General features: G+C 54.7%; 18 protein-coding genes and 2 tRNA genes. 11 read left to right on the top strand and 9 right to left on the bottom strand.

Annotated features, from left to right (window positions below):
* Positions 1 to 36 precede the first annotated feature (36 nt).
* Positions 37 to 1,587 (bottom strand): 2-isopropylmalate synthase, encoded by a 1,551-nt coding sequence (locus FHI25_RS18920; RefSeq protein WP_008892090.1) that lies wholly within the window; start codon positions 1,585 to 1,587, stop codon positions 37 to 39.
* Positions 1,588 to 2,217: 630 nt separating this feature from the next.
* Between FHI25_RS18920 and FHI25_RS18915 the strand changes: the two genes are divergently transcribed.
* Both FHI25_RS18915 and FHI25_RS18910 read left to right on the top strand, forming a co-directional pair.
* Positions 2,218 to 2,841, top strand: a complete 624-nt coding sequence (locus FHI25_RS18915) for a LysE family translocator (RefSeq protein WP_210520447.1) — start codon at positions 2,218 to 2,220, stop codon at positions 2,839 to 2,841.
* A 130-nt stretch (positions 2,842 to 2,971) separates the two neighbouring features.
* Positions 2,972 to 3,304 carry a hypothetical protein gene (locus FHI25_RS18910; protein ID WP_008892093.1) on the top strand — a complete coding sequence of 111 codons (333 nt, stop codon included), beginning with the start codon at positions 2,972 to 2,974 and terminating at the stop codon, positions 3,302 to 3,304.
* An 82-nt stretch (positions 3,305 to 3,386) separates the two neighbouring features.
* Here the strand turns inward: FHI25_RS18910 and FHI25_RS18905 are convergent, their stop codons facing one another.
* Complete coding sequence (locus FHI25_RS18905) at positions 3,387 to 4,421, bottom strand: hypothetical protein (protein WP_210520444.1); 1,035 nt, start codon at positions 4,419 to 4,421, stop codon at positions 3,387 to 3,389.
* A 217-nt stretch (positions 4,422 to 4,638) separates the two neighbouring features.
* Entirely contained in the window at positions 4,639 to 5,664 is a 1,026-nt protein-coding gene (locus FHI25_RS18900; RefSeq protein WP_210520441.1) for a GGDEF domain-containing protein, read from the bottom strand.
* A gap of 544 nt (positions 5,665 to 6,208) precedes the next feature.
* On the opposite strand from FHI25_RS18900, the gene FHI25_RS18895 reads away from it, so the two are divergent.
* The 3 genes from FHI25_RS18895 (at position 6,209) to FHI25_RS18885 (ending at position 8,153) form a co-directional block, all read left to right on the top strand.
* A complete protein-coding gene (locus FHI25_RS18895; protein ID WP_210520433.1) occupies positions 6,209 to 6,934 on the top strand; it encodes a hypothetical protein in 726 nt (241 codons plus the stop codon).
* A gap of 200 nt (positions 6,935 to 7,134) precedes the next feature.
* Positions 7,135 to 7,341: a cold-shock protein gene (locus FHI25_RS18890; RefSeq protein ID WP_008892097.1), complete on the top strand. Its 207-nt coding sequence runs from the start codon at positions 7,135 to 7,137 to the stop codon at positions 7,339 to 7,341.
* Positions 7,342 to 7,481: 140 nt separating this feature from the next.
* Positions 7,482 to 8,153, top strand: coding sequence for a 5-formyltetrahydrofolate cyclo-ligase (locus tag FHI25_RS18885; protein ID WP_210520431.1), 672 nt, complete (start codon positions 7,482 to 7,484; stop codon positions 8,151 to 8,153).
* Positions 8,154 to 8,158: 5 nt separating this feature from the next.
* Here the strand turns inward: FHI25_RS18885 and thpD are convergent, their stop codons facing one another.
* The 4 genes from thpD to FHI25_RS18865 all read right to left on the bottom strand — a co-directional run bounded on the left by thpD (position 8,159) and on the right by FHI25_RS18865 (position 9,988).
* On the bottom strand, positions 8,159 to 9,070 hold the full coding sequence (gene thpD, locus FHI25_RS18880; RefSeq protein WP_210520428.1) for an ectoine hydroxylase: 912 nt from the start codon (positions 9,068 to 9,070) through the stop codon (positions 8,159 to 8,161).
* A gap of 175 nt (positions 9,071 to 9,245) precedes the next feature.
* A complete protein-coding gene (locus FHI25_RS18875) occupies positions 9,246 to 9,638 on the bottom strand; it encodes a GFA family protein (RefSeq protein WP_210520425.1) in 393 nt (130 codons plus the stop codon).
* A 122-nt stretch (positions 9,639 to 9,760) separates the two neighbouring features.
* Positions 9,761 to 9,834 (bottom strand) — tRNA-Gln (locus FHI25_RS18870).
* 80 nt (positions 9,835 to 9,914) lie between these two features.
* A tRNA-Gln gene (locus tag FHI25_RS18865) sits at positions 9,915 to 9,988 on the bottom strand.
* Positions 9,989 to 10,233: 245 nt separating this feature from the next.
* Between FHI25_RS18865 and FHI25_RS18860 the strand changes: the two genes are divergently transcribed.
* From FHI25_RS18860 to FHI25_RS18840, 5 genes are all read left to right on the top strand, one after another.
* Positions 10,234 to 11,424 carry a Ppx/GppA phosphatase family protein gene (locus FHI25_RS18860; RefSeq protein ID WP_349238035.1) on the top strand — a complete coding sequence of 397 codons (1,191 nt, stop codon included), beginning with the start codon at positions 10,234 to 10,236 and terminating at the stop codon, positions 11,422 to 11,424.
* Positions 11,425 to 11,484: 60 nt separating this feature from the next.
* Complete coding sequence (locus tag FHI25_RS18855; protein ID WP_082923611.1) at positions 11,485 to 12,291, top strand: RlmE family RNA methyltransferase; 807 nt, start codon at positions 11,485 to 11,487, stop codon at positions 12,289 to 12,291.
* 188 nt (positions 12,292 to 12,479) lie between these two features.
* Entirely contained in the window at positions 12,480 to 13,004 is a 525-nt protein-coding gene (locus FHI25_RS18850; protein WP_040824713.1) for a PAS domain-containing protein, read from the top strand.
* A gap of 197 nt (positions 13,005 to 13,201) precedes the next feature.
* Positions 13,202 to 14,668, top strand: a complete 1,467-nt coding sequence (guaB, locus tag FHI25_RS18845) for an IMP dehydrogenase (RefSeq protein WP_064782292.1) — start codon at positions 13,202 to 13,204, stop codon at positions 14,666 to 14,668.
* A gap of 198 nt (positions 14,669 to 14,866) precedes the next feature.
* Positions 14,867 to 16,204: an RsmB/NOP family class I SAM-dependent RNA methyltransferase gene (locus FHI25_RS18840; protein WP_008892167.1), complete on the top strand. Its 1,338-nt coding sequence runs from the start codon at positions 14,867 to 14,869 to the stop codon at positions 16,202 to 16,204.
* 131 nt (positions 16,205 to 16,335) lie between these two features.
* Here the strand turns inward: FHI25_RS18840 and FHI25_RS18835 are convergent, their stop codons facing one another.
* Positions 16,336 to 16,629, bottom strand: coding sequence for a hypothetical protein (locus FHI25_RS18835; protein WP_210520423.1), 294 nt, complete (start codon positions 16,627 to 16,629; stop codon positions 16,336 to 16,338).
* Between the two features lie 290 nt (positions 16,630 to 16,919).
* Between FHI25_RS18835 and guaA the strand changes: the two genes are divergently transcribed.
* Complete coding sequence (guaA, locus tag FHI25_RS18830) at positions 16,920 to 18,473, top strand: glutamine-hydrolyzing GMP synthase (RefSeq protein WP_063090262.1); 1,554 nt, start codon at positions 16,920 to 16,922, stop codon at positions 18,471 to 18,473.
* A gap of 227 nt (positions 18,474 to 18,700) precedes the next feature.
* Here guaA and FHI25_RS18825 read toward each other — a convergent pair whose 3' ends face one another.
* On the bottom strand, positions 18,701 to 19,459 hold the full coding sequence (locus FHI25_RS18825) for an SDR family oxidoreductase (RefSeq protein WP_210520420.1): 759 nt from the start codon (positions 19,457 to 19,459) through the stop codon (positions 18,701 to 18,703).
* Between the last annotated feature and the right edge of the window lie 29 nt (positions 19,460 to 19,488).

Below are 19,488 nucleotides of genomic sequence, written 5' to 3'. Positions count from 1 at the left end.
GGTGCCGCCCTTTGCATGTAAACCAATAAGCTTTGCTTAGGATGCCATCGCATCCGGTGCGGTTTTCTTGCTTTTTTCGATCAGCTTGTTCACTGCCGTGACATAGGCAAGGCAGGATGCAACCACGGTATCGGTATCCGATGCGTTGCCGACAACCGTACGGTCTTCGCCGTCGAGTTTGACTGTGACCGTGCCCTGGGCGTCGGTGCCCTCGGTTACGGCATGCACCTGATAGAGCTTCAGGCGCCAGTCATGCGGATAGATTTCCTTGATCGCGTTAAAGGTCGCATCAATCGGTCCATCCCCGGTGGTTTTGGCCGTGCGGGTTTCACCGTCGACGGTCAGTTCCAGTTCTGCGGTCTGCGGACCTTTGGAGCCACAGGTGACGGTCAGGCCAACAAACTTGATATGTTCGTTGTCGCGCATACCGTCATCGACCAGCGCGACGATGTCATCGTCATAGACTTCTTTTTTCTTGTCGGCCAAGTCCTTGAAGCGTGCAAACGCATCTTCAATCGCGTTATCACCCAAATCGGTAAAGCCCAGTTCCTTGAGCTTTTCCTTGAAGGCATGACGACCGGAATGCTTGCCCATGACCAGGCTTGATTTGTTCAAGCCAATCGATTCCGGCTTCATGATTTCATAGGTCTCGGAATTCTTCAGGAAGCCGTCCTGATGGATTCCACTTTCATGGGCAAACGCATTGGCACCAACGATTGCCTTGTTCGGCTGTACGACAAAGCCGGAAACAGCGGAAACCAGACGCGATGCGTTCATGATCTTGGTGGTATCAATGCCGGTGGTGAACGGGAAGGCATCGTTACGGGTGTTGATCGCCATCACGATTTCTTCGAGTGCGGCGTTACCGGCACGTTCGCCGAGGCCATTGATCGTGCATTCGATCTGACGCGCACCAGCATTCACCGCCGAGATCGAGTTGGCAACCGCCATGCCCAAATCGTTGTGGCAGTGAACCGACAGGATGGCCTTGTCGATGTTCGGCACGCGGTTAAACAGCATGGTCATCAGTTCGGCATATTCAGTCGGCGTGGTGTAGCCAACCGTATCGGGGATGTTGATGGTGGTCGCACCGGCATCAATGGCCGCTTCGACGCAACGGCACAGGAAGTCATGTTCGGTACGCGAACCGTCTTCTGCCGACCATTCAACATCATCGGTGAACTTGCGCGCCAGCGTCACACTTTCAATTACCTTTTCCAGAACGCGTTCCGGTTCCATCTGCAATTTGTATTTCATATGCAAGGGGCTGGTGGAGATGAAGGTATGGATACGTTTGTTTTCAGCCGGTTCCAATGCCTCTGCCGCGCGTTCGATGTCGCCCTTGGCGGCACGTGCCAGCGAACAGATGGTCGGTCCTTTGACCTGCTTGGCGATTTCATGGACGGACTGGAAGTCGCCGTTCGACGCAATGGCAAAGCCTGCTTCGATGACATCAACCTTCAGTTCCGCCAGTGCGTGCGCCACGCGCAGCTTTTCATCAAGCGTCATCGATGCACCCGGGGACTGTTCCCCATCACGCAGGGTGGTGTCAAAAATGATGACGCGATTGTCGTTTGCACTAGCCATTATCTTGTTTCCTGATCAAACGGGTCTTTGCCCGGTATGTAAATTCTGTCTGGAAGGAGTGCGGGCCGTCTGGCGCGACTTTTTCCCCTGAGCTGCGGCAAATGGATCGACAAGCTATTTGTGTGATCCGGACCGGCATGATTCGCTCAGGGGCGAGTAAGTCGTAGAGCGCCTAGCTCTGCTAGACCAAGGAGACCGGAAATTAGGTTGAGGGCAGACAGCGCAAGCGCGCGCGAAGCGGTGGCTTCGGCACGGTCGGCATATGCATCAATGTTGCAAATGTCTGCGGTCATCGGTCTTCATCAATTGGCTTTGGATGCCAGCTGTTGCTGGCGACGTCCCCAATTTCGTCGGCGGGCCCCTTCAGGTCAAGTAATTTTTGTACCTTTTGGTCTGTTTTTTGAGTGGAATTTAGCGGGGCCGGGTTTGGTTTGTGCGTTTCTGTTACGATATTCGGGCCATTATGCTGTTTTGGTGGGGGCCGACACGGCAACCGAAATGTCATTTCGGCCATACCAAAAAGATACTGGTCGGAATTTGACTAATCGGGTAGTGATTTCGTCCCTGATGACGTCACGCCCCCAATAGTGACGGTCAGGGCGAAGCGCCATCCAAGCCACAGGAACCATTATGCTGAGTTTGTCGTTGATCGGGGCCTTCATCCCCACGGCCTTCTTTGTCTCCATTACGCCGGGTATGTGCATGACACTTGCGCTGACCCTGGGCATGACAATCGGCCTGAAACGCACACTCTGGATGATGGTGGGTGAACTGATCGGTGTGGGCATTGTTGTGGTTGCCTCGGCACTGGGCGTGGCGGCGATCATGCTGCAATATCCGGCTGTGTTCGCGGTGTTTAAGTATATCGGCGGGGCCTATCTGGCGTGGCTTGGCATTCAGTTGTGGCGTTCACGCGGGCGCATGGCAATTTCCGGCGAAGTCGAAGGTGCCAAGACAGCAACAGCCGCCGGGCTGGCAGCACAGGGCTTTGTGACCGCGATTGCCAACCCCAAGGGCTGGGCCTTTATGATTTCCCTGCTGCCGCCATTTATCAGTTTGCAGCATCCCATCGCGCCACAGCTTTCGGTGCTGGTTGCGATCATTCTGCTGACCGAGCTGATTTGCATGACGATGTATGCCACCGGTGGGCGGTCGTTGCGTCGCTTCCTTGAAAAAAGCGGTAACGTGCGCATCCTCAATCGGGTTGCAGGAACATTGATGATCGGCGTTGGCGTCTGGTTGGCAAGCAGCTGATCTGGTGGCTGTTCGCGGCGTTTGGGCGTGCTTTGGGCATTATTTCAACGCGTTGCCTGAATTTGGTGTTTGTTTTGTTGTTTCATCATAACAATATGTAATCAAACAACTGTTTTGAGGATTTCCGACCATGCGCGAGATACGCTGTATCGTTTTCGAGGACGGCGAACTGATCAAGGCAATTCTGGCCCATGGTCGACGCACCGGCAAAGCGCTGCCGCCCGGTCAGATCAGCAGCTTTGAGGTGGAACGCAAACCGGAAGTCATCGCGCGTATGACGGTTACTTCTGATGAAGGTCAAAAGCTGATTGTGCCAACCGCAGGCGCAGAACTTGCGGCTGCGATGATTGCCTATTGCATTGACCGCAAGGTCCCCGTGCCGGCAAATGCGTCAAAGTCGATTGCGGTTTTGGATGACCATGTGGCGCTTAAAATCACCATGACCGGTGAGAAGGCCCGCTAACGCAGTTCGACAAGGCAGCTTAGAAACACAAAAGGCGCGCTTGAACAGCGCGCCTTTTTCTATTCCCAGCAGGGCGGCAGGGCTACCACTGCATCATCTTGCCTTTGAGCTTGCCCATGCGTTCGTCTTCGTTCTTGAAGCTGTGTTGTTCGGAAACACCGTCCTGCACCTTGGTCATCAGCAGCCATTGCTTGACCTTCATGAAGCGCGGGGCCAGGAACTGATAGGTCTGTTTGACCAGATTGACAGCCTTGGGACCGCGTTCCAGTTCAAGCTCTTCCCACTGTTCGATCAGTGGTTCCCAGGCGCGCAGACGTTTGTAAAGGTCATCACGCTGGCTTCGGATATATTGACGCTGCGACGTGAAGTTGCGCAGAACTGACATGATCTCGCCGGTATTGGCATCCAGTTCGTCAAACGTGTTTTCGAACTTCTTCTTGGCATCATCAAGCAGGCGAATAGCCTGTGTGACGGTTTCGAGAACACCTTTTTCATGTGCATAGATGCGGCGAAGGTCCTGGAGCTTGCGGTCCACCATCAGTATCTTGCGATACTTAACGCGCAGCGTCTCGATATAGGACAGCTCATCGGCGACCTGATGCACAAGATTGACGACTTCTTCGCGGTTTTCTTTGCCAAACCCCAGCTTTTCGGCAACTTCGTCAAAAGCCTGGTTGATCTTCTTCTTGGTGTTCGGGTCCTCGGCGATCTGCATCAGTTGGTCCGGGTCGGTGATGAGTTCTTCGCTCCCCGACATCCAGGTTACCAACTGCATGGTAATACGGTTATAGGCAATCGCCTTGTGATCTTCGTCAACAGCCCATGATGCTTCACCGGTCAGAACTTCAAGCGGCAGGTTGTCGCCCGGGCGCAGGACGTTGACAAAGTTAAGCGACTTGTCGATCAGGCTGATCAGATCGCCATCCTTGGATTCCGGATCAATATCGAATTCGCGGCAAATCGCCTTAAGGGGCAAAGACACAACCGATCCTTCTGCCATTTTCAGGACAAAAAGAGCTTCGTCTGAGATATCAGACTTCTGAAAGTGGCATTCTTCGAACGTTTTGAAAATCTTGTGTTCTAGCTCGATTTTACGTTCGCTGTTCGGTGTCTTCATCTGCTTCTCCGCCCTGCAAGGCCACTGCACACCATACGTATGTTGTACATGACAGACCCGATTGTTAGACCATCGTTTCTGTTCTTTTCGGCCTATTAGGACACGTGTGTTGGCTCGGTGTCTTGGTTGATTTTTTTGATCTTTTTTATCTAGGCTCTCTGTTCTCAGAGATGTCTTAACTCATGCCCTGTTATGACGTGGTCCGCCAGAGCGCTTCCTACTGCGTGACGCAGGTGTTCCTGCCGTCCTGCTTTGCCATATAAAGCGCTTTGTCCGCACGGTCCACAAACTCCATTATATTCTCTCCAAGATTATAGGCCGTCAAGCCAATTGAAACGGTTAACTTGCCGAAATCCTTGCCGGTTTTTTTGTTTATAATATGTTGGTTTGACACGTTCTGTCGCAACTTGTTGGCGAGCTTTGCCGCGTTCTCTGGCGCGGTGTCGGGCAGGATGATCGCAAACTCTTCGCCACCATAACGGGCAACGGTGTCTGCACCCTTTGTCGAACTGACCAGCACCCGCGCCACAGCCTTCAGGACCCCGTCACCGGCACGGTGCCCGAAATTGTCATTGAACGCCTTGAAGTGATCGATATCGATCATCAAAAGCGAGAGAGGCGCGCCGGACTCCATCGTCGTCGTGACCGCATCGCGCAGCGAGGTGTCAAAATTCTTGCGGTTGGCAATCCCGGTCAAGGTGTCGGTCAGGGCATCCCGGCGGACAAGCTCAAGCTCGGTACGGACCCTGAGAACTTCCTTGTGATACTCCTCAAGACTGCCGTTAAAGGAGCTATATGTATCGCGCGCCTTGCTGGATCTTTCCGACAAGCCACGGCTGACAGACCGGGCGTCCTCCAATGTGATGTCCGAGGCCAGCAAATGCTGTGATGCGACCTCGATATCGCCACAGAAAGTATCCGTCTCCCGCATGACCGACGTTACCGCCATTTCGACACGTTCGACAGCAGACTGCAGCCCCTCGACCCCCTGTTTCAGATGCTGTTGCATCGCGTGGGTGCCGAGGTACTTGTGGTAAATTCGGAAAACAGTCTCTTCATCAAGATCCTGCGTGTTGCGGATCAAGACCTTGATCAACTGACTGAGTTCGGGCACCTCGTCTGTCAGGTAGCTGTAGAAAACATGGTAAACCTGTGGCGTCGGCTGCAAGTTGAGCTCGTTGACGAGCGCCATAACGTTGTGCGCAATGTCGCGTGGGTTTGCGATCTTGGTTGTCGCTGTCACTTCCTGTTATCCGATCCGAATATCATATCCATTCAGTCAAGCGTGTCCCAACTTAAACCCTGCATCGCTACTAACCGATGCTCTAGGTTGCCCGTGCACATTTGGGTGCAAGATATACTTTTTATATTAGGCTTGCTCTATCATCGTCTAAAGCAAGGGGCTTTGTCACGCACTTCTACCCCTCAGACAATGACAAATTCAGACATCCCGAATGAATGGCTTTATAATTGTCAGGTGACAACGGCGTCTTGTGCTTGACGCCTGAAAAGTCGGTACTGGCATATACGACGCCGGATCGGAGAATGGTCACTCTGCCTGCCATGAGAATCTGATGATTTTATCTATTTTCAGGCTGTGCGGCCTTCTGCCCCAATTTGGCGCAAGAACTTCATTTCATCCTTCCTGACTGTGAGCGGAGCAGTCTTTCTATTATCACTATCTGGTATTCAGGTCGGGCGACCTTATATGGCTATTAGTCGAATGTTGCCCGGGAACGGCTTGCGCGTGACGGCATCTGTAAGAACCACGAGGGCAGGGCGTTTAATTGATCCTTGTTACCAGCCGAATAGCGATGCGAGCAGCCCTGTTTGTCGGGCTTTCTGTTGTCTGCGGTCTTGGTGTTTCTGGTGCGCACGCAGCTGATGCGGTGCGCGTTGCCAGCAATATCGTGTTTGACACCAAATGGAGCCGATATGCTCTTCCCGGTCAGCGGCGGTTCATTACCCTGCTTGGCGCGCAACAGCGTCCGGTTGCCTTTGATGTTTTTCCCTATAACCGTTTTCGCGATGCGCTTGATGCGGGGCTGACCGACTGTATTCTTGCATCCCACCCCGCACGTTTTGAAGACACCATTGCCTCAAAAAGCAAGGTTCGCTTCGAACTTCGCGTCTTCCAGCGTATCGGTGCCGATATCCGGACCCTGCCGCAGGTCGATATCGGAATCCTTGCCAATCTGCCAAGGCCGAGTCTGTCGCTGCGTGGCGAGATCGTCTGGCATGATCTCGGAAGTCTCGAACAGGCTGTCGAGCTGCTTGCGGCCGGGCGACTGACCGGGATCATTGGTGACAGCACCAATATCCGCATGTTTGGTCGCACCGATATCATCGAGGCCGAGCTGCCCCCGGTGATCACCGTCGACATCTCGCTGATCTGCCGCGACACAGAACCTTTACGGGAATTCGTTTCGGCATTTGATTCATCTATGGGTGTGTCTGGTTCCGGGCAGGTGCCGCATGGTGACCTGCGTCACATGGTCGATTACGCGTGGTAGCGAAAAAAGAACTTCATGCATGAATCCATTGCACTAAGCCGAAAATTGGGTAATTATTGAAACGATGCAGTGCATCTTTCAAGTGTGTGGTCGCTCTCTGGTTGATGGTGGTTGCGCTTTTGGTCGGTGTAATGCAGGGACTGTTTTCATGCATTCCTGACTTTGGGGATGCGCATACTAAACTAAGGACGACTACGGATATGGCTACCGGAACGGTTAAGTGGTTCAATGCGACCAAGGGTTATGGCTTCATCACCCCGGACGAGGGCGGCAAAGATGCATTCGTGCACATCACCGCTGTTCAGCGTGCTGGTCTGCAGGGACTTGATGAAGGGCAGAAAATTCAGTTTGAGCTGATTGAAGGTCGCAACGGCCGCATGTCGGCAGAAGAACTCGCCATTCTCTAAATTTCTATCTGGCTTGCAGCTTTCTTTGCTGACAACCGTTAACGCGCCGGCCTTCCGGCGCGTTATGCGTTTTTGGGGCCCGCTTGTTGGTCTCCCTGAACGCGTGACTTTTATCAAACCCGCAAACTCTTCGGGCATTCATGATCCTTGATCTTCCTGCCGCACCTGTTGGCGGTGATGCAACCATACAGTCGGAATGGCGCCACGCGGTCAGGCGGGCTTTGCTTGGCTGGCGCGCCGGACTTGATGCGCAAACCCACCAAAAACTTTCAGATCAAATCCGTGGCCATTTCGCGACCTTCCTCAAGGATCGGCCCGCTGCAACGATCGGTTTTTATTGGCCGATCCAGAACGAAATTGATCTGCGTCCGGTGGTCAAGGCCCATGTCAAATCAGGCGGGAAGGCAGCCCTTCCGGTGGTTCCGGGCAAGGATCAGGCGATGATCTTTCATGACTGGACGCCCGATACCGAAATGGTGCCAGGTTTTGCGCGGATCCCCGAACCGGTCGAGACCGAGATGGTGCCGGTCCATGTTATGGTGGCACCGCTTGTCGGGTTTGACGATCGCGGTTACCGGCTGGGATATGGCGGCGGTTTTTTTGACCGGACACTTGCTGCGATGAAGGTGCGGCCTCTGGTCGTCGGGCTCGGCTTCGCGGCGACGCGCCTTGCTGATATTTTGCCGCACGAATATGACATCCCGGTCGACATTATCCTCACCGAGGCGGGCATGAGCCCGGTCACCGAAAAGGCGACCGGCGAACTCAACAGGGCGGAAGGATCATCACCACCCTGTTTCCGATCTTCCTGAGCGCGTTATTCAGCGGCCTGTATTTTGTGTTGGCCGGAACGTACCGGAACAATGTTCTCTCGCGTTGCCAGGAAGTTCGGGCGAGGCTTGGTTCCGCCAAAGGGCGCGACAAGCCGGTTTGACATCGCATTGTACACGAAAAACAGGTTTGACCGAGGGTAGGGTGTAATGTTGGTGCCTGATCCGTGCATAGTATTGCAGTCGAAGATCAGAACGGAACCGGCAGGGCCTACTGGTGCAACAATCCCGTTCTCGTCAACCATTTGCGACAGGTTATCCTGATCCGGGGTGCCGATCTCCTGTATTTTCAACGAGCTTTTGTAGTTCTGGTCGGGTGTTTCCCCGACGCAGGAGACGAACTGTTTGTGTGAACCGGGGATCAGCATCAGTGGGCCATTATGGGCCGAGTTATCGGTCAATGTGATCGACATCGAAAGGGCCCGCATGCGCGGCATCCCGTCTTCAGTGTGCCAGGTTTCAAAATCTGAATGCCAGAAAAACTCCCTGCCTTTGAAGGGCGGTTTGAAATTGACCCGCGATTGATGAATGTAAACATCGTCATCCAGAAAATGTTCGGCAACCGCGACCAGTCGCTCATCTGACATCAACCGCGCGAGTACGTCACTTTTATCGTGGACACGGAAAACGCTGCGAATTTCTTTGCTGTCCGGTTCTGAAACAACCTCCTCATCTGTCGGATCCGAATTTTCAACTCGATCAGCTTCTCGTTTAAGCTCGGCGACTTCCTTTTCGTTGAAAACATTTTTGAGAAACAGAAAGCCGTTCTTTTCGTAGGATTTTTCATCTTCGGTCGAGATCACAGGGCAACGGCCCTTGTCCGACCAGATTACTGGATCGACGCGATCAATGATTGTCGGCTGGGAAGAGTGTCGGGATCGGTACATATCGGTAAGCATCGCATGCTCCTTTGTTGCCAAATGTGCATTTGCTGCCTGTGATTTGTCACAGATCGTATGTACCCCAACGTAAAACACGGCGGCAGGTTCCACTTAATGGCAAAATATCTCCTCTTGGCGGGCAGCGGAGCAAAATCAACTTTGCCAGTGAGGCTTGGAGTGTTGGTCGGATCGCTTAGACGGTGTCCTGACCATCCTCGGTTTGATCTCTTTCGTAATGCTCTTCAAGCGGGAGCGGCGGCAGCCACTTTTCGCGCCGGATCGTCCAGAGCTCATAGGTCGGGATGAACTGATCGGGGGCATCCATCGCGCCAAGATGAAGCTCGATCTCGTCATCGCTGCATGAAAACACCGACGATCCGCAATCAGGACAGAAATGCCGCCCCTGATAACTTTGGGTCTTTCCAGTGATCTCGACCGCCGCTTCCGGGAAAATGGCCGAGGCGTGAAACAACGCCCCGTGATGCTTGCGGCAATCCATACAGTGACAGAGCCCGACCCGAAGCGGTTCACTTCCTGTCTCAAAGCGGATTTTACCGCACAGGCAGCCACCAGAAACCTTTTTCATGCGACGTCCCCGTCCAAAATAGATGCCATCAATGATCGGGCACTTTAAATCGAACGTGTTCGCGCTGCAATTCAGCGACATTGTGGTTGGTCGAAAAGTGTCGTGGGAAGGTTGGGGCAAAGTGGCTGGGGAACCTGGATTCGAACCAGGACTGACGGAGTCAGAGTCCGTAGGTCTACCGTTAACCTATTCCCCAACAGAACTTTGCGTACGTCATTTATAGCCCGGAACGTACAAATTGCAGGACGAAGAATGCGCTGCGATGTCCGGAAAGGTTGGCTGGGGAACCTGGATTCGAACCAGGACTGACGGAGTCAGAGTCCGTAGGTCTACCGTTAACCTATTCCCCAACAAAACTTGGTCCACCGTGCGCGACGTGCGGCGCGGTGTGGGCCGCTATGTATAAAACCCGCCCGGTTTTGGCAACCCCTTTTTTGTTTCCATCTGGTCAACCATGCGATTACCGCATACGGGATTTGCCTTGCCGGGGATTGTCGTTACACTCATATAGTTGATTCGCGAGATCGTCACATAAATATCATGATGATCCGCAATATAGAAATTATGCGCGTAACAGAAGGCAGGTTTTCGAACGGTGAAGCACCAATCCCCCCATAGCAACTCGCACAGGGGCAGCAGCCCGGCAGGCGGCGCTGCAATGGGCGGGCATGCCGTGCTTGATGGCCCCGATAAACCGGGCATGCCACAACCGGGAACCGCCGTTCAGGTCCCCGACGGTGGCGTAAAGTCATCGCGCATCGTCGATTGCATCACAGCCCCGCTTTATGCCGCGATTGATTTGGGCAGTTCAAACTGCCGGCTTCTGGTCGCGCGTCCGTGCAATGATGGCTTCAAGGTGATTGATGCCTTTTCACGTGTGGTGCGGCTTGGCGAAGGTGTGCGTGAAAAGGGCTATCTGTGTGAGGCGGCGATGGATCGGGCGATTGATGCGCTTCGGGTCTGTGCGAAAAAACTGCGCCGTCATCCGGGGGCAAAGCTTCGTGCCGTTGCGACCGAGGCCTGCCGCACTGCCAATAACCGTGATGAGTTCGTTCGTCGCGTTTTCGATGAAACCGGTATCTCGCTTGATATCATCAATCCGGATGAGGAGAGCCGTCTGGCGCTTCAGGCCTGTTCGGCACTTCTTGATGAACGGCCCTATGCGGTGGTGTTTGATATTGGCGGTGGCAGTACAGAGATCTGCTGGATCAAGGTCGACAAGACCGGCAAGACCCAGTGCATTGAAACCCTGTCCATGCCGTGCGGTGTTCTGTGCCTGACCGAACGTTATGCCACGGTCGAGGAACGCCGCGAACGGTTTGAAGCCATGCGCACCGAAATCCGCCAGCGTCTTGAAGAATTTGCCAAGCGTAATTGCTGCTCGGACATGCTTGATGATGACAAGGTCCAGATGGTTGGCACATCGGGGACCGTCACCACATTCTGTGGCATTGCCCTTGGACTTGAACGGTATGAGCGTCACAAGGTTGATGGGTCTGATCTGCGGTTTGATGATGCGGAACGCGTGACCGAGCTTTTGCTGCGCATGGGATCGGACAAACGCAAGGGCCATCCGTGCATTGGCAATCAGCGCGCCGAACTGATGGATGCCGGGGCGGCGATCTTTGCCGCGATTCGTGATATCTGGCCTTTGGCGACGCTTAAGGTTGCTGATCGTGGCCTGCGTGAAGGTATTCTCGTCGATTTGATGCGCGCAGACGGCCACGCTATTGACCCATGCGACGCGCGCCGTCATACAGTGTCGCATATTCCGGCTTCTTCCTGATCGGTTGACATCGATGTCCCGGCAGGTCTGGCCAAAACAGAATTCAGTTCAGGATAAATCATGAGCGACAATCGCAGCGGAAAAGGCGGGCAGCGCCGCCGCAAGGGTTCGGCCATTGCAGCCATCGACACCGGCGCACGCCGTGGCCTGCGTACGCGTGTAAAAAGTGCCAAGGGGCGCAAGATTTCCTCGACCCGCTGGCTTGATCGCCAACTCAATGACCCGTATGTGCAGGAAGCCAAGCGTCTTGGCTATCGTTCGCGTGCGGCCTTCAAGCTGATTGAAATCAACAACCAGTTTGATCTGCTGCAACCGGGCATGCGCATCGTTGACCTTGGTGCGGCCCCTGGCGGATGGACGCAGGTGGCGGTGGATATGGTCGGCTCCAAACATGGCAAGGGTCAGGTTGTCGGCCTTGATATCCTTGAATGGGAAGGCATTTCGGGTGCGACCTGTTTGCAGGCCGATTTCCTTGATCCCAAGGCGCCGGACATGATCAAGCACGAATTGCAGGGCGCGGTTGATGCCGTGATTTCTGATATGTCACCGGAAACCACCGGTCACCGCCAGACCGACCACATTCGTATTATTGATCTGGTCGAACATGCTTTGCTGTTTGCCGAGGAAGTTCTGGCACCGGGCGGTATTTTCATTGCCAAGGTGTTCAAGGGCGGTACCGAGAACGAGCTTCTTGATCGTGTCAAAAAGAACTTCCGGGTGACCAAGCACGCCAAACCGCCAGCATCCCGCCCCGAAAGTCCCGAGGCCTACCTGATCGCAACCGGTTTCCGCGGCCAGAATAACGCAGAGGACGACATCAGGAATGCCGAAATCCGCGAAGACGACAACTGGTCGCCGATCGAATAGGCATCAATAAATTATTCCAATATCCACAATGGGATAGACTGGAATAGTTATAATTCTTCAGGCATTGTTGCGTTACATCAAACCCTGATCGCGCCCAAGGCGTTAATGATCAAGGTGGCAAGAAGTTAATCTTGCATTCCGGGTGGAACGGGCCATGTGGGGTGGCCATTGCTTGTGGGGTTTATCTGATGAAACAGGACAATCTTAGCCTGACAGGGGTGGAACGTCATTTTGACGAGCATGAGATCATCGTCTCAAAGACCGATCTCAAGGGCAGGATTACATATGCCAATGACACGTTCCTGCGTGTCGCTGGGTATCGTGAACGCGATATCCTTGGTCAGCCACACAGCATCATCCGCCATCCCGATATGCCAAGGTCGGTCTTTGCCCTGCTGTGGCAAACCATTGAGGCCGGGCGCGAGATTTTCGCCTATGTGATCAATCGCAGCGCCAATGGTGACCATTATTGGGTCTTGGCAAACGTTACGCCAAGCTTCGGTCCGGATGGCAAGATCATCGGATATCATTCCAACCGCCGCGTGCCGCGTCGAGATGCGGTCGAAAAGGTCATCCCGCTTTATAAGGCGCTGTGTGAAGAAGAGGCGAAGGAAGCCAACCGCAAGGAAGGCATGGCGCGCGGGATCAAGATGGTCACTGACCTGCTGAATGACGCTGGCATGGATTACGACCAGTTTGTCTTTAGCCTTTAGGTCTGTGTTTCCAAGGCTTGCATTTGCGGAAATGAAAAAGGGGCTCGCCTGACGGCAGCCCCATCGACCAGTTTCTAACGGAATGCGCAAAATAAAGCATCAATAAAATCACAGGGCTGTTATGGGCGCACAAAACTTGGCATTTGGGGCATAACGTGTATAAATTCCGCGCCAACTCAGATTAACGAGGTGGCCAGATGACCCGCATTGCCGAAGCCCTGACGTTTGACGATGTATTGATCAAACCCGCAGCATCAGAAGTGCTGCCTGCTCAGGTGCAGACCAACACCCGCATTACCAAGAATATTGAACTCAGAATCCCGCTGCTTTCCTCGGCAATGGATACCGTTACCGAAAGTGCAATGGCGATTGTCATGGCACAGCATGGCGGCATGGGGGTCATTCACAAGAACCTCGATATCGCACAGCAGGCCGAAGAAGTTCGCCGCGTGAAAAAGTTCGAATCGGGTATGGTCGTCAACCCGATCACCATTCATCCCGATCAAACGCTTGCAGATGCGCTCGACCTGATGGATGCCAACCACATTTCCGGTATTCCGGTTGTCGAACGTGGTTCGAACAAGCTGGTCGGCATTCTGACCAACCGCGATGTCCGTTTTGCGTCCAACCGTTCGCAGCCGGTTTCCGAACTGATGACCCACGAAGGTCTGGTCACGGTGACCGAGAATGTCGATACCACCGAAGCCAAGAAACTCCTTCACCAGCACCGCATTGAAAAGCTGCTTGTTGTGGATGAAGCCTATCGTTGCACCGGCCTGATCACGGTCAAGGACATCGAAAAAGCCAAACTCCACCCGAACGCCTGTAAGGATGAAAGCGGTCGCCTGCGCGTTGCCGCGGCAACTGGCGTGGGCGAGGCAGGCTTTGAACGCGCCGCAGCCCTTATTGAGGCAGGTGTTGACGTTCTGGTCATTGATACCGCCCACGGCCATTCGGCTGGCGTGATCAAGGCAGTCGAGCAGATCAAGGCCCAGGTTGGCGATACCCAGATTATTGCTGGTAACGTCGCCACTGCCGACGCCGTCAAGGCACTGGCAGAGGCCGGTGCAGATGCGGTCAAGGTCGGTATCGGCCCGGGCTCAATCTGTACAACCCGTATCGTTGCCGGTGTTGGCGTGCCGCAGCTGACCGCTGTTCTTGAATGTGGTGAAATGGCGCACAAGCTTGATATTCCGATCATCGCTGATGGCGGCATCAAGTTTTCTGGCGACATTGCCAAGGCGATGGCAGCCGGCGCCAGCACTTGCATGGTTGGATCGCTTCTGGCCGGTACTGACGAAGCCCCTGGTGAAGTCATCCTGTATCAGGGCCGTTCGTACAAATCGTACCGTGGTATGGGTTCGGTCGGTGCGATGGCGCGTGGCTCGGCAGACCGTTATTTCCAGCAGGATGTTCAAGACAACCTTAAACTGGTTCCCGAAGGCATCGAAGGCCGTGTTCCTTACAAAGGCCCGGCTGGTCAGATCATCCATCAGCTGGTTGGCGGTCTTAAGGCATCCATGGGCTATACCGGTTCGGCAACGCTTGCGGATTTCCGCGAACGTGCAGAATTTGTTCGCATCACCAATGCTGGCCTGCGCGAAAGCCACGCGCACGACGTGACCATCACCCGCGAAGCACCGAACTATCGTCCGGGTGGCTGATGGACTTGCGCCTGCTGATTGGCTGACCAGCCTTGCGTTTGACGCTGTTGGCGAATGGTCCTTGCCATGATATGAGGCGCATTCAAATTTCGATGACGGCAGGCCTTCCTGCCGTCATCAGCTTTTTTATCGTAAGGTGTTGGGGGCTTCCCATATGCGAAGCAGTCTTTCACCCGCAAACAGGTTGGATTTTACGCTTTGAAACCCGGTGCCCGCATAGCAGCCGTTATCGAACTTTACGATGGCTGGACCCATAACCGAGATGACGCTGACCGCGTTGTGTCAGGCTATTTCGGATCACGCCGGTATATCGGCGGCGGGGATCGTCGTGAAATCAGCGAACGTTTCTATAACCTGATCCGTCATCAGGCGCGTCTGGGCTGGTGGCTGGCGGAATGCGATTATCAGTTCCAGGACGGTCGTGCGCGCATGATCGCCGATCTGGTGTTGCATGACGGTTTAACAACCAGCGACATCGAAGACCGTTTCTGTGGCGAACAATTCTGCCCCGATATTTTGCGCCCGAATGAAAAGCATCTGATCAACAAGCTTTCTGGCAAAACACTTGATCATGATGCGCAGCCCGGTGCGGTAAAGGCCGAATTGCCGAAATGGCTTTATACCGAACTGATGAAGCTGCATCACGAAAACCTTGCCGCCGAAATGGCGGCGTATAACCAGCCGGCCAAACTTGATCTGCGTGTGAACCGTCTCCGCGGTACTGTCGAAGATGCGATCAAGTCATTGAAGGCTGATGGTATCAAGGATATCGAACGCACGCCCTATGCACCCAATGGCCTTCGTTTGCCACTTGGTTTGAACATGCTGGTCACGGCCGCCTATAAAGACGGCCTGATCGAAATCCAGGATGAAGCATCGCAGATTTGCGTGCATCTGGTCGACGCCAAGCCGGGCATGACGATTTTGGATATGTGTGCAGGCGGTGGCGGCAAGACGCTTGGTCTTGCAGCGGATATGCGCGGCAAGGGCCGTATTCTTGCCTGTGACACCCATGGCGGTCGTTTGGACAATGCGCGCAAACGTGCACGTCGTGCCGGGGCCGGGGATTGCATTCAACAGCGCATCATTGCCGATGAACGTGACAGCTGGCTTCGTAACAAGTCGGGCTTCTTTGATCGGGTGTTGCTTGATGTGCCGTGCTCGGGCCTTGGGACGCTGCGTCGTAACCCGGCACTGCGCTGGCGCATTGGTCAGCGTGACCTGCGCGGTCTGATGGCTGAACAAAGCAAAATCCTTAAGGCCGGTGCCGCCAAGGTCACCAAGGGCGGGCGCCTGATTTATGCGACCTGCTCAATCATGCCCGAGGAAAACGAACGTCTGATCGAAACCTTCATGCGCGATCGCAAGGATTTCAAACCGGTGCCGGTTAATGAAATCTGGCCGGATGCACCAAAATCAGTGCCTGTACCGGGTGGCAAGGACAAGCCGTGGCTGCGTTTGTCGCCAAACGTCCATGGCACGGATGGTTTCTTTGTTGCGGTGTTCGAACGCACTGCAAAAGGCAAGGTAAAGTAATGACACTGGCGGTAATGGCATATGGAACCCAGTCCCAGCCTCACACCGCCCTTGTTCTGCCTGCAAATCAAAAGGCCCTGCGAGTGATGCTCGCAGGGCCAATTTTGTTTAACTGTCAACGCGCTTATGCGTTACTCGGTGGTCTGTACCGGCTCGTCAAAGATGGTGCCGGTGCCGGTCGCGCCACCGTCGCTTCCCTTGGATGCGTCGCCGTTCTCAAGGTTCTTCATGCCCGGAACGATTTCTTCGGCGCTATCGGGGATCAGGTCTTTGCCATTTTGCGCAGGTGCGGTTTCCTCAGCACCGATGAGGGGCAGGGTGGTGCCACTGTCTTTCTGGGTCATGGCGATTGCGGTTGCCGTGCCGGCAATCAGAATAAGGCCCGCGACGGCCATGGCGATTTTGCTACCGGTGGAAGTGCTCATGATCATGTGTCCCTTGCGTTGATTAATCGTTTGATGCTCGTGCTTGGACGCGGTGTTTCCCGCGTTCCGTTAGCTCAGATACTGCGCGCCCATTGCGCGGAAAAAAGGGACCAATTGTGGGGTTTTCGGGGTGCTCTGCGCGCAAATCCGCCGCAATTGCACCGCGACACCCGTAACAACAAGACAAGTTTTTTGAATGCATCGTTGGGGGACCATCTGCGCCGGGTTGCCCATCACGATGGTTTGGCGTATGTACGGCGCAACCCAATCTTCGACGGAGATACGGCCCGATGACTGATCGCGTGCTGATTATTGATTTCGGATCCCAGGTCACCCAGCTGATTGCACGTCGCGTGCGCGAAAGCGGTGTCTATAGCGAGATCCATCCTTTTAACAACATCTCGGACGCGTTCCTGGATGAATATGCCCCCAAGGCTGTGATCCTTTCGGGCGGTCCGGCATCTGTCCATTGGGACAAGGCCCCCTCGGCACCGGCAAAGGTGTTTGAGCTCGGCGTGCCGGTTCTGGGCATCTGCTACGGTCAGCAGACCATGGTCAATCAGCTGGGCGGCAAGGTTGCGACCTCTGACCATCGTGAATTCGGTCGTGCTTTTGTCGATGTGATCGAGGATTGCGATCTTTTCAAAGGTGTCTGGGCCGAGGGTGCCCGCGAACAGGTCTGGATGAGCCACGGCGACCGCGTTGATGCGCTGCCCGATGGTTTCCGCGTTGTTGGTAAATCCGAAGGCGCACCGTTTGCCGCCATCGCCAATGACGACAAGAAATTCTATGCCGTGCAGTTCCACCCGGAAGTGGTGCATACCCCGCATGGTGCGCAGCTTCTCAAGAACTTCACCCATGGTGTTGCCGGGTGTTCCGGCGACTGGACCATGAATGCCTACAAAGACGATGCGATCGACAAAATCCGCAAACAGGTCGGCGATGGTAAGGTCATCTGTGGTCTTTCGGGTGGTGTTGACAGCTCCGTTACCGCGGTTCTGATCCACGAAGCGATTGGCGATCAGCTGACCTGCGTGTTTGTGGATCATGGTTTCATGCGTTCGGGCGAGGCCGATCAGGTCGTCACCCTGTTCCGCGATCACTACAACATTCCGCTTGTGCATGTTGATGCGTCTGACACTTTCATCGGTGCCATCGAAGGCGAAACCGACCCGGAAGTAAAACGCAAAACCATTGGCCGTCTGTTCATCGAAGTATTCGAAGAAGAAGCCAAAAAAATCGGTGGTGCAGACTTCCTGGCACAGGGAACGCTGTATCCCGACGTGATCGAAAGTGTGTCCTTCACCGGTGGTCCGTCGGTCACCATCAAATCACACCACAACGTTGGCGGCCTTCCGGAACGCATGAACATGAAGCTGGTCGAGCCGCTTCGTGAACTGTTCAAGGACGAAGTCCGTGATTTGGGGCGTGAACTTGGCCTGCCTGACAGCTTTGTCGGTCGTCACCCGTTCCCTGGACCGGGCCTTGCGATCCGTATCCCGGGCCAGCCGATCACGCGTGAAAAACTCGATGTGCTCCGCAAGGCTGATGCGATCTATCTCGAAGAAATCCGCAATGCCGGCCTCTATGACGCCATCTGGCAGGCGTTTGCCGTCCTGCTGCCAGTCCGTACCGTCGGCGTCATGGGTGATGGTCGTACATATGATTATGCGTGCGCCTTGCGTGCGGTGACCTCAACCGACGGCATGACGGCCGACTTCTTCCCGTTCCCGCCGGAACTGCTTGGCCGCATCGCCAACCGGATCATCAACGAAGTTAACGGCATTAACCGTGTCACCTATGACTTCACTTCGAAGCCCCCGGGAACGATTGAGTGGGAATAGGTTTTCCGATACCGGAACCTACAAACGGCGCGTCCAATGGGCGCGCCGTTTTGCTTTTGGTCTAGTTCGAACCTGGCCCTTCCGACCCGCAGTCGCCAGTTGAATTACATGCATTTGACAATGCCTGTTGCACGCTGCGCTGCCAGTTGAAGGTCAGGCAGGACGACAGTACCAATATGGCGGTCAATGCAATGATCAGGCGAAGCGGGCGCATGGTATTGCGGCCTTTACTCTCTGCGAAGGGCGGGTAGGCCAACGCCGGTGGTTTCGAACCCGCCATCGGCGGCAACGATCTGGCCGGTGACGAAGCTTGCCTTGTCTGAGCACAGGAAGTGGATCACTTCGGCAATTTCATTTTCTGTGCCATAGCGGCCCAGCGGCATGGCGTCGAGATAGGCTGAGATAATTTCGGGCGAATGCACTGCCATGGCAAGTTTGGTTTTGACCGGGCCCGGGCAGACGCAGTTGGCGCGGATGCCATATTCGCCAAGTTCGGCCGCCTGCTGTTTGGTCATGTGAATGACGGCTGCCTTTGAAGTGCCATAGGCCACACGGAGCGTCGATGCCCGAAGGCCCGAGATCGAGCCGATATTCACAATCGCCCCTTTGGTTTCCTTGAGTGCTGGTATGGTCGCCTGCGAAACAAGGAACACCCCATCAAGGTTGGTTTCCATGATCCGGCGCCAGGTAGCGAAGCTGGTTTCCTCGACCGGCAGGAAGTCGGCAACACCGGCATTGTTGACGACAGCATCTAACCGACCAAAGGCCGAAAGCACGGCATCGACCATCTGGTCAACCTGTGCGGGGTCTGAGACGTCATACTCAAAGGCCGAGGCCGCATCCGAAACGGTTTTTGACGCAGCATCCAGTTCCGGTCCGTCGCGATCAATCATGGCGACTTTCCAGCCCTGATCGATAAACAGTTTGGTTGTGGCAAGCCCGATCCCGCGTGCGGCCCCGGTTACCAGTGCGACTTTCTGCGTCATGTAAAACGTCCTTTCCTGAAGCATTCCCT

Origin of the sequence: Thalassospira sp. ER-Se-21-Dark (assembly GCF_017922435.1) — a bacterium.
In the GTDB taxonomy this organism is placed as follows: domain Bacteria; phylum Pseudomonadota; class Alphaproteobacteria; order Rhodospirillales; family Thalassospiraceae; genus Thalassospira.
The sequence above is the reverse complement of the archived record's forward strand: the minus strand, read 5'-3'. Positions and strand labels throughout refer to the sequence as shown.

Bases quoted from the DNA above. Each gene is read 5' to 3' on its own strand.
- FHI25_RS18920 (WP_008892090.1), bottom strand. From the start codon at position 1,587: ATGGCTAGTGCAAACGACAATCGCGTCATCATTTTTGACACCACCCTG.
- FHI25_RS18915 (WP_210520447.1), top strand. From the start codon at position 2,218: ATGCTGAGTTTGTCGTTGATCGGGGCCTTCATCCCCACGGCCTTCTTT.
- FHI25_RS18910 (WP_008892093.1), top strand. From the start codon at position 2,972: ATGCGCGAGATACGCTGTATCGTTTTCGAGGACGGCGAACTGATCAAG.
- FHI25_RS18905 (WP_210520444.1), bottom strand. From the start codon at position 4,421: ATGAAGACACCGAACAGCGAACGTAAAATCGAGCTAGAACACAAGATT.
- FHI25_RS18890 (WP_008892097.1), top strand. From the start codon at position 7,135: ATGGCTACCGGAACGGTTAAGTGGTTCAATGCGACCAAGGGTTATGGC.
- FHI25_RS18885 (WP_210520431.1), top strand. From the start codon at position 7,482: ATGATCCTTGATCTTCCTGCCGCACCTGTTGGCGGTGATGCAACCATA.
- thpD (WP_210520428.1), bottom strand. From the start codon at position 9,070: ATGCTTACCGATATGTACCGATCCCGACACTCTTCCCAGCCGACAATC.
- FHI25_RS18875 (WP_210520425.1), bottom strand. From the start codon at position 9,638: ATGAAAAAGGTTTCTGGTGGCTGCCTGTGCGGTAAAATCCGCTTTGAG.
- FHI25_RS18855 (WP_082923611.1), top strand. From the start codon at position 11,485: ATGAGCGACAATCGCAGCGGAAAAGGCGGGCAGCGCCGCCGCAAGGGT.
- FHI25_RS18850 (WP_040824713.1), top strand. From the start codon at position 12,480: ATGAAACAGGACAATCTTAGCCTGACAGGGGTGGAACGTCATTTTGAC.
- guaB (WP_064782292.1), top strand. From the start codon at position 13,202: ATGACCCGCATTGCCGAAGCCCTGACGTTTGACGATGTATTGATCAAA.
- FHI25_RS18835 (WP_210520423.1), bottom strand. From the start codon at position 16,629: ATGAGCACTTCCACCGGTAGCAAAATCGCCATGGCCGTCGCGGGCCTT.
- guaA (WP_063090262.1), top strand. From the start codon at position 16,920: ATGACTGATCGCGTGCTGATTATTGATTTCGGATCCCAGGTCACCCAG.
- FHI25_RS18825 (WP_210520420.1), bottom strand. From the start codon at position 19,459: ATGACGCAGAAAGTCGCACTGGTAACCGGGGCCGCACGCGGGATCGGG.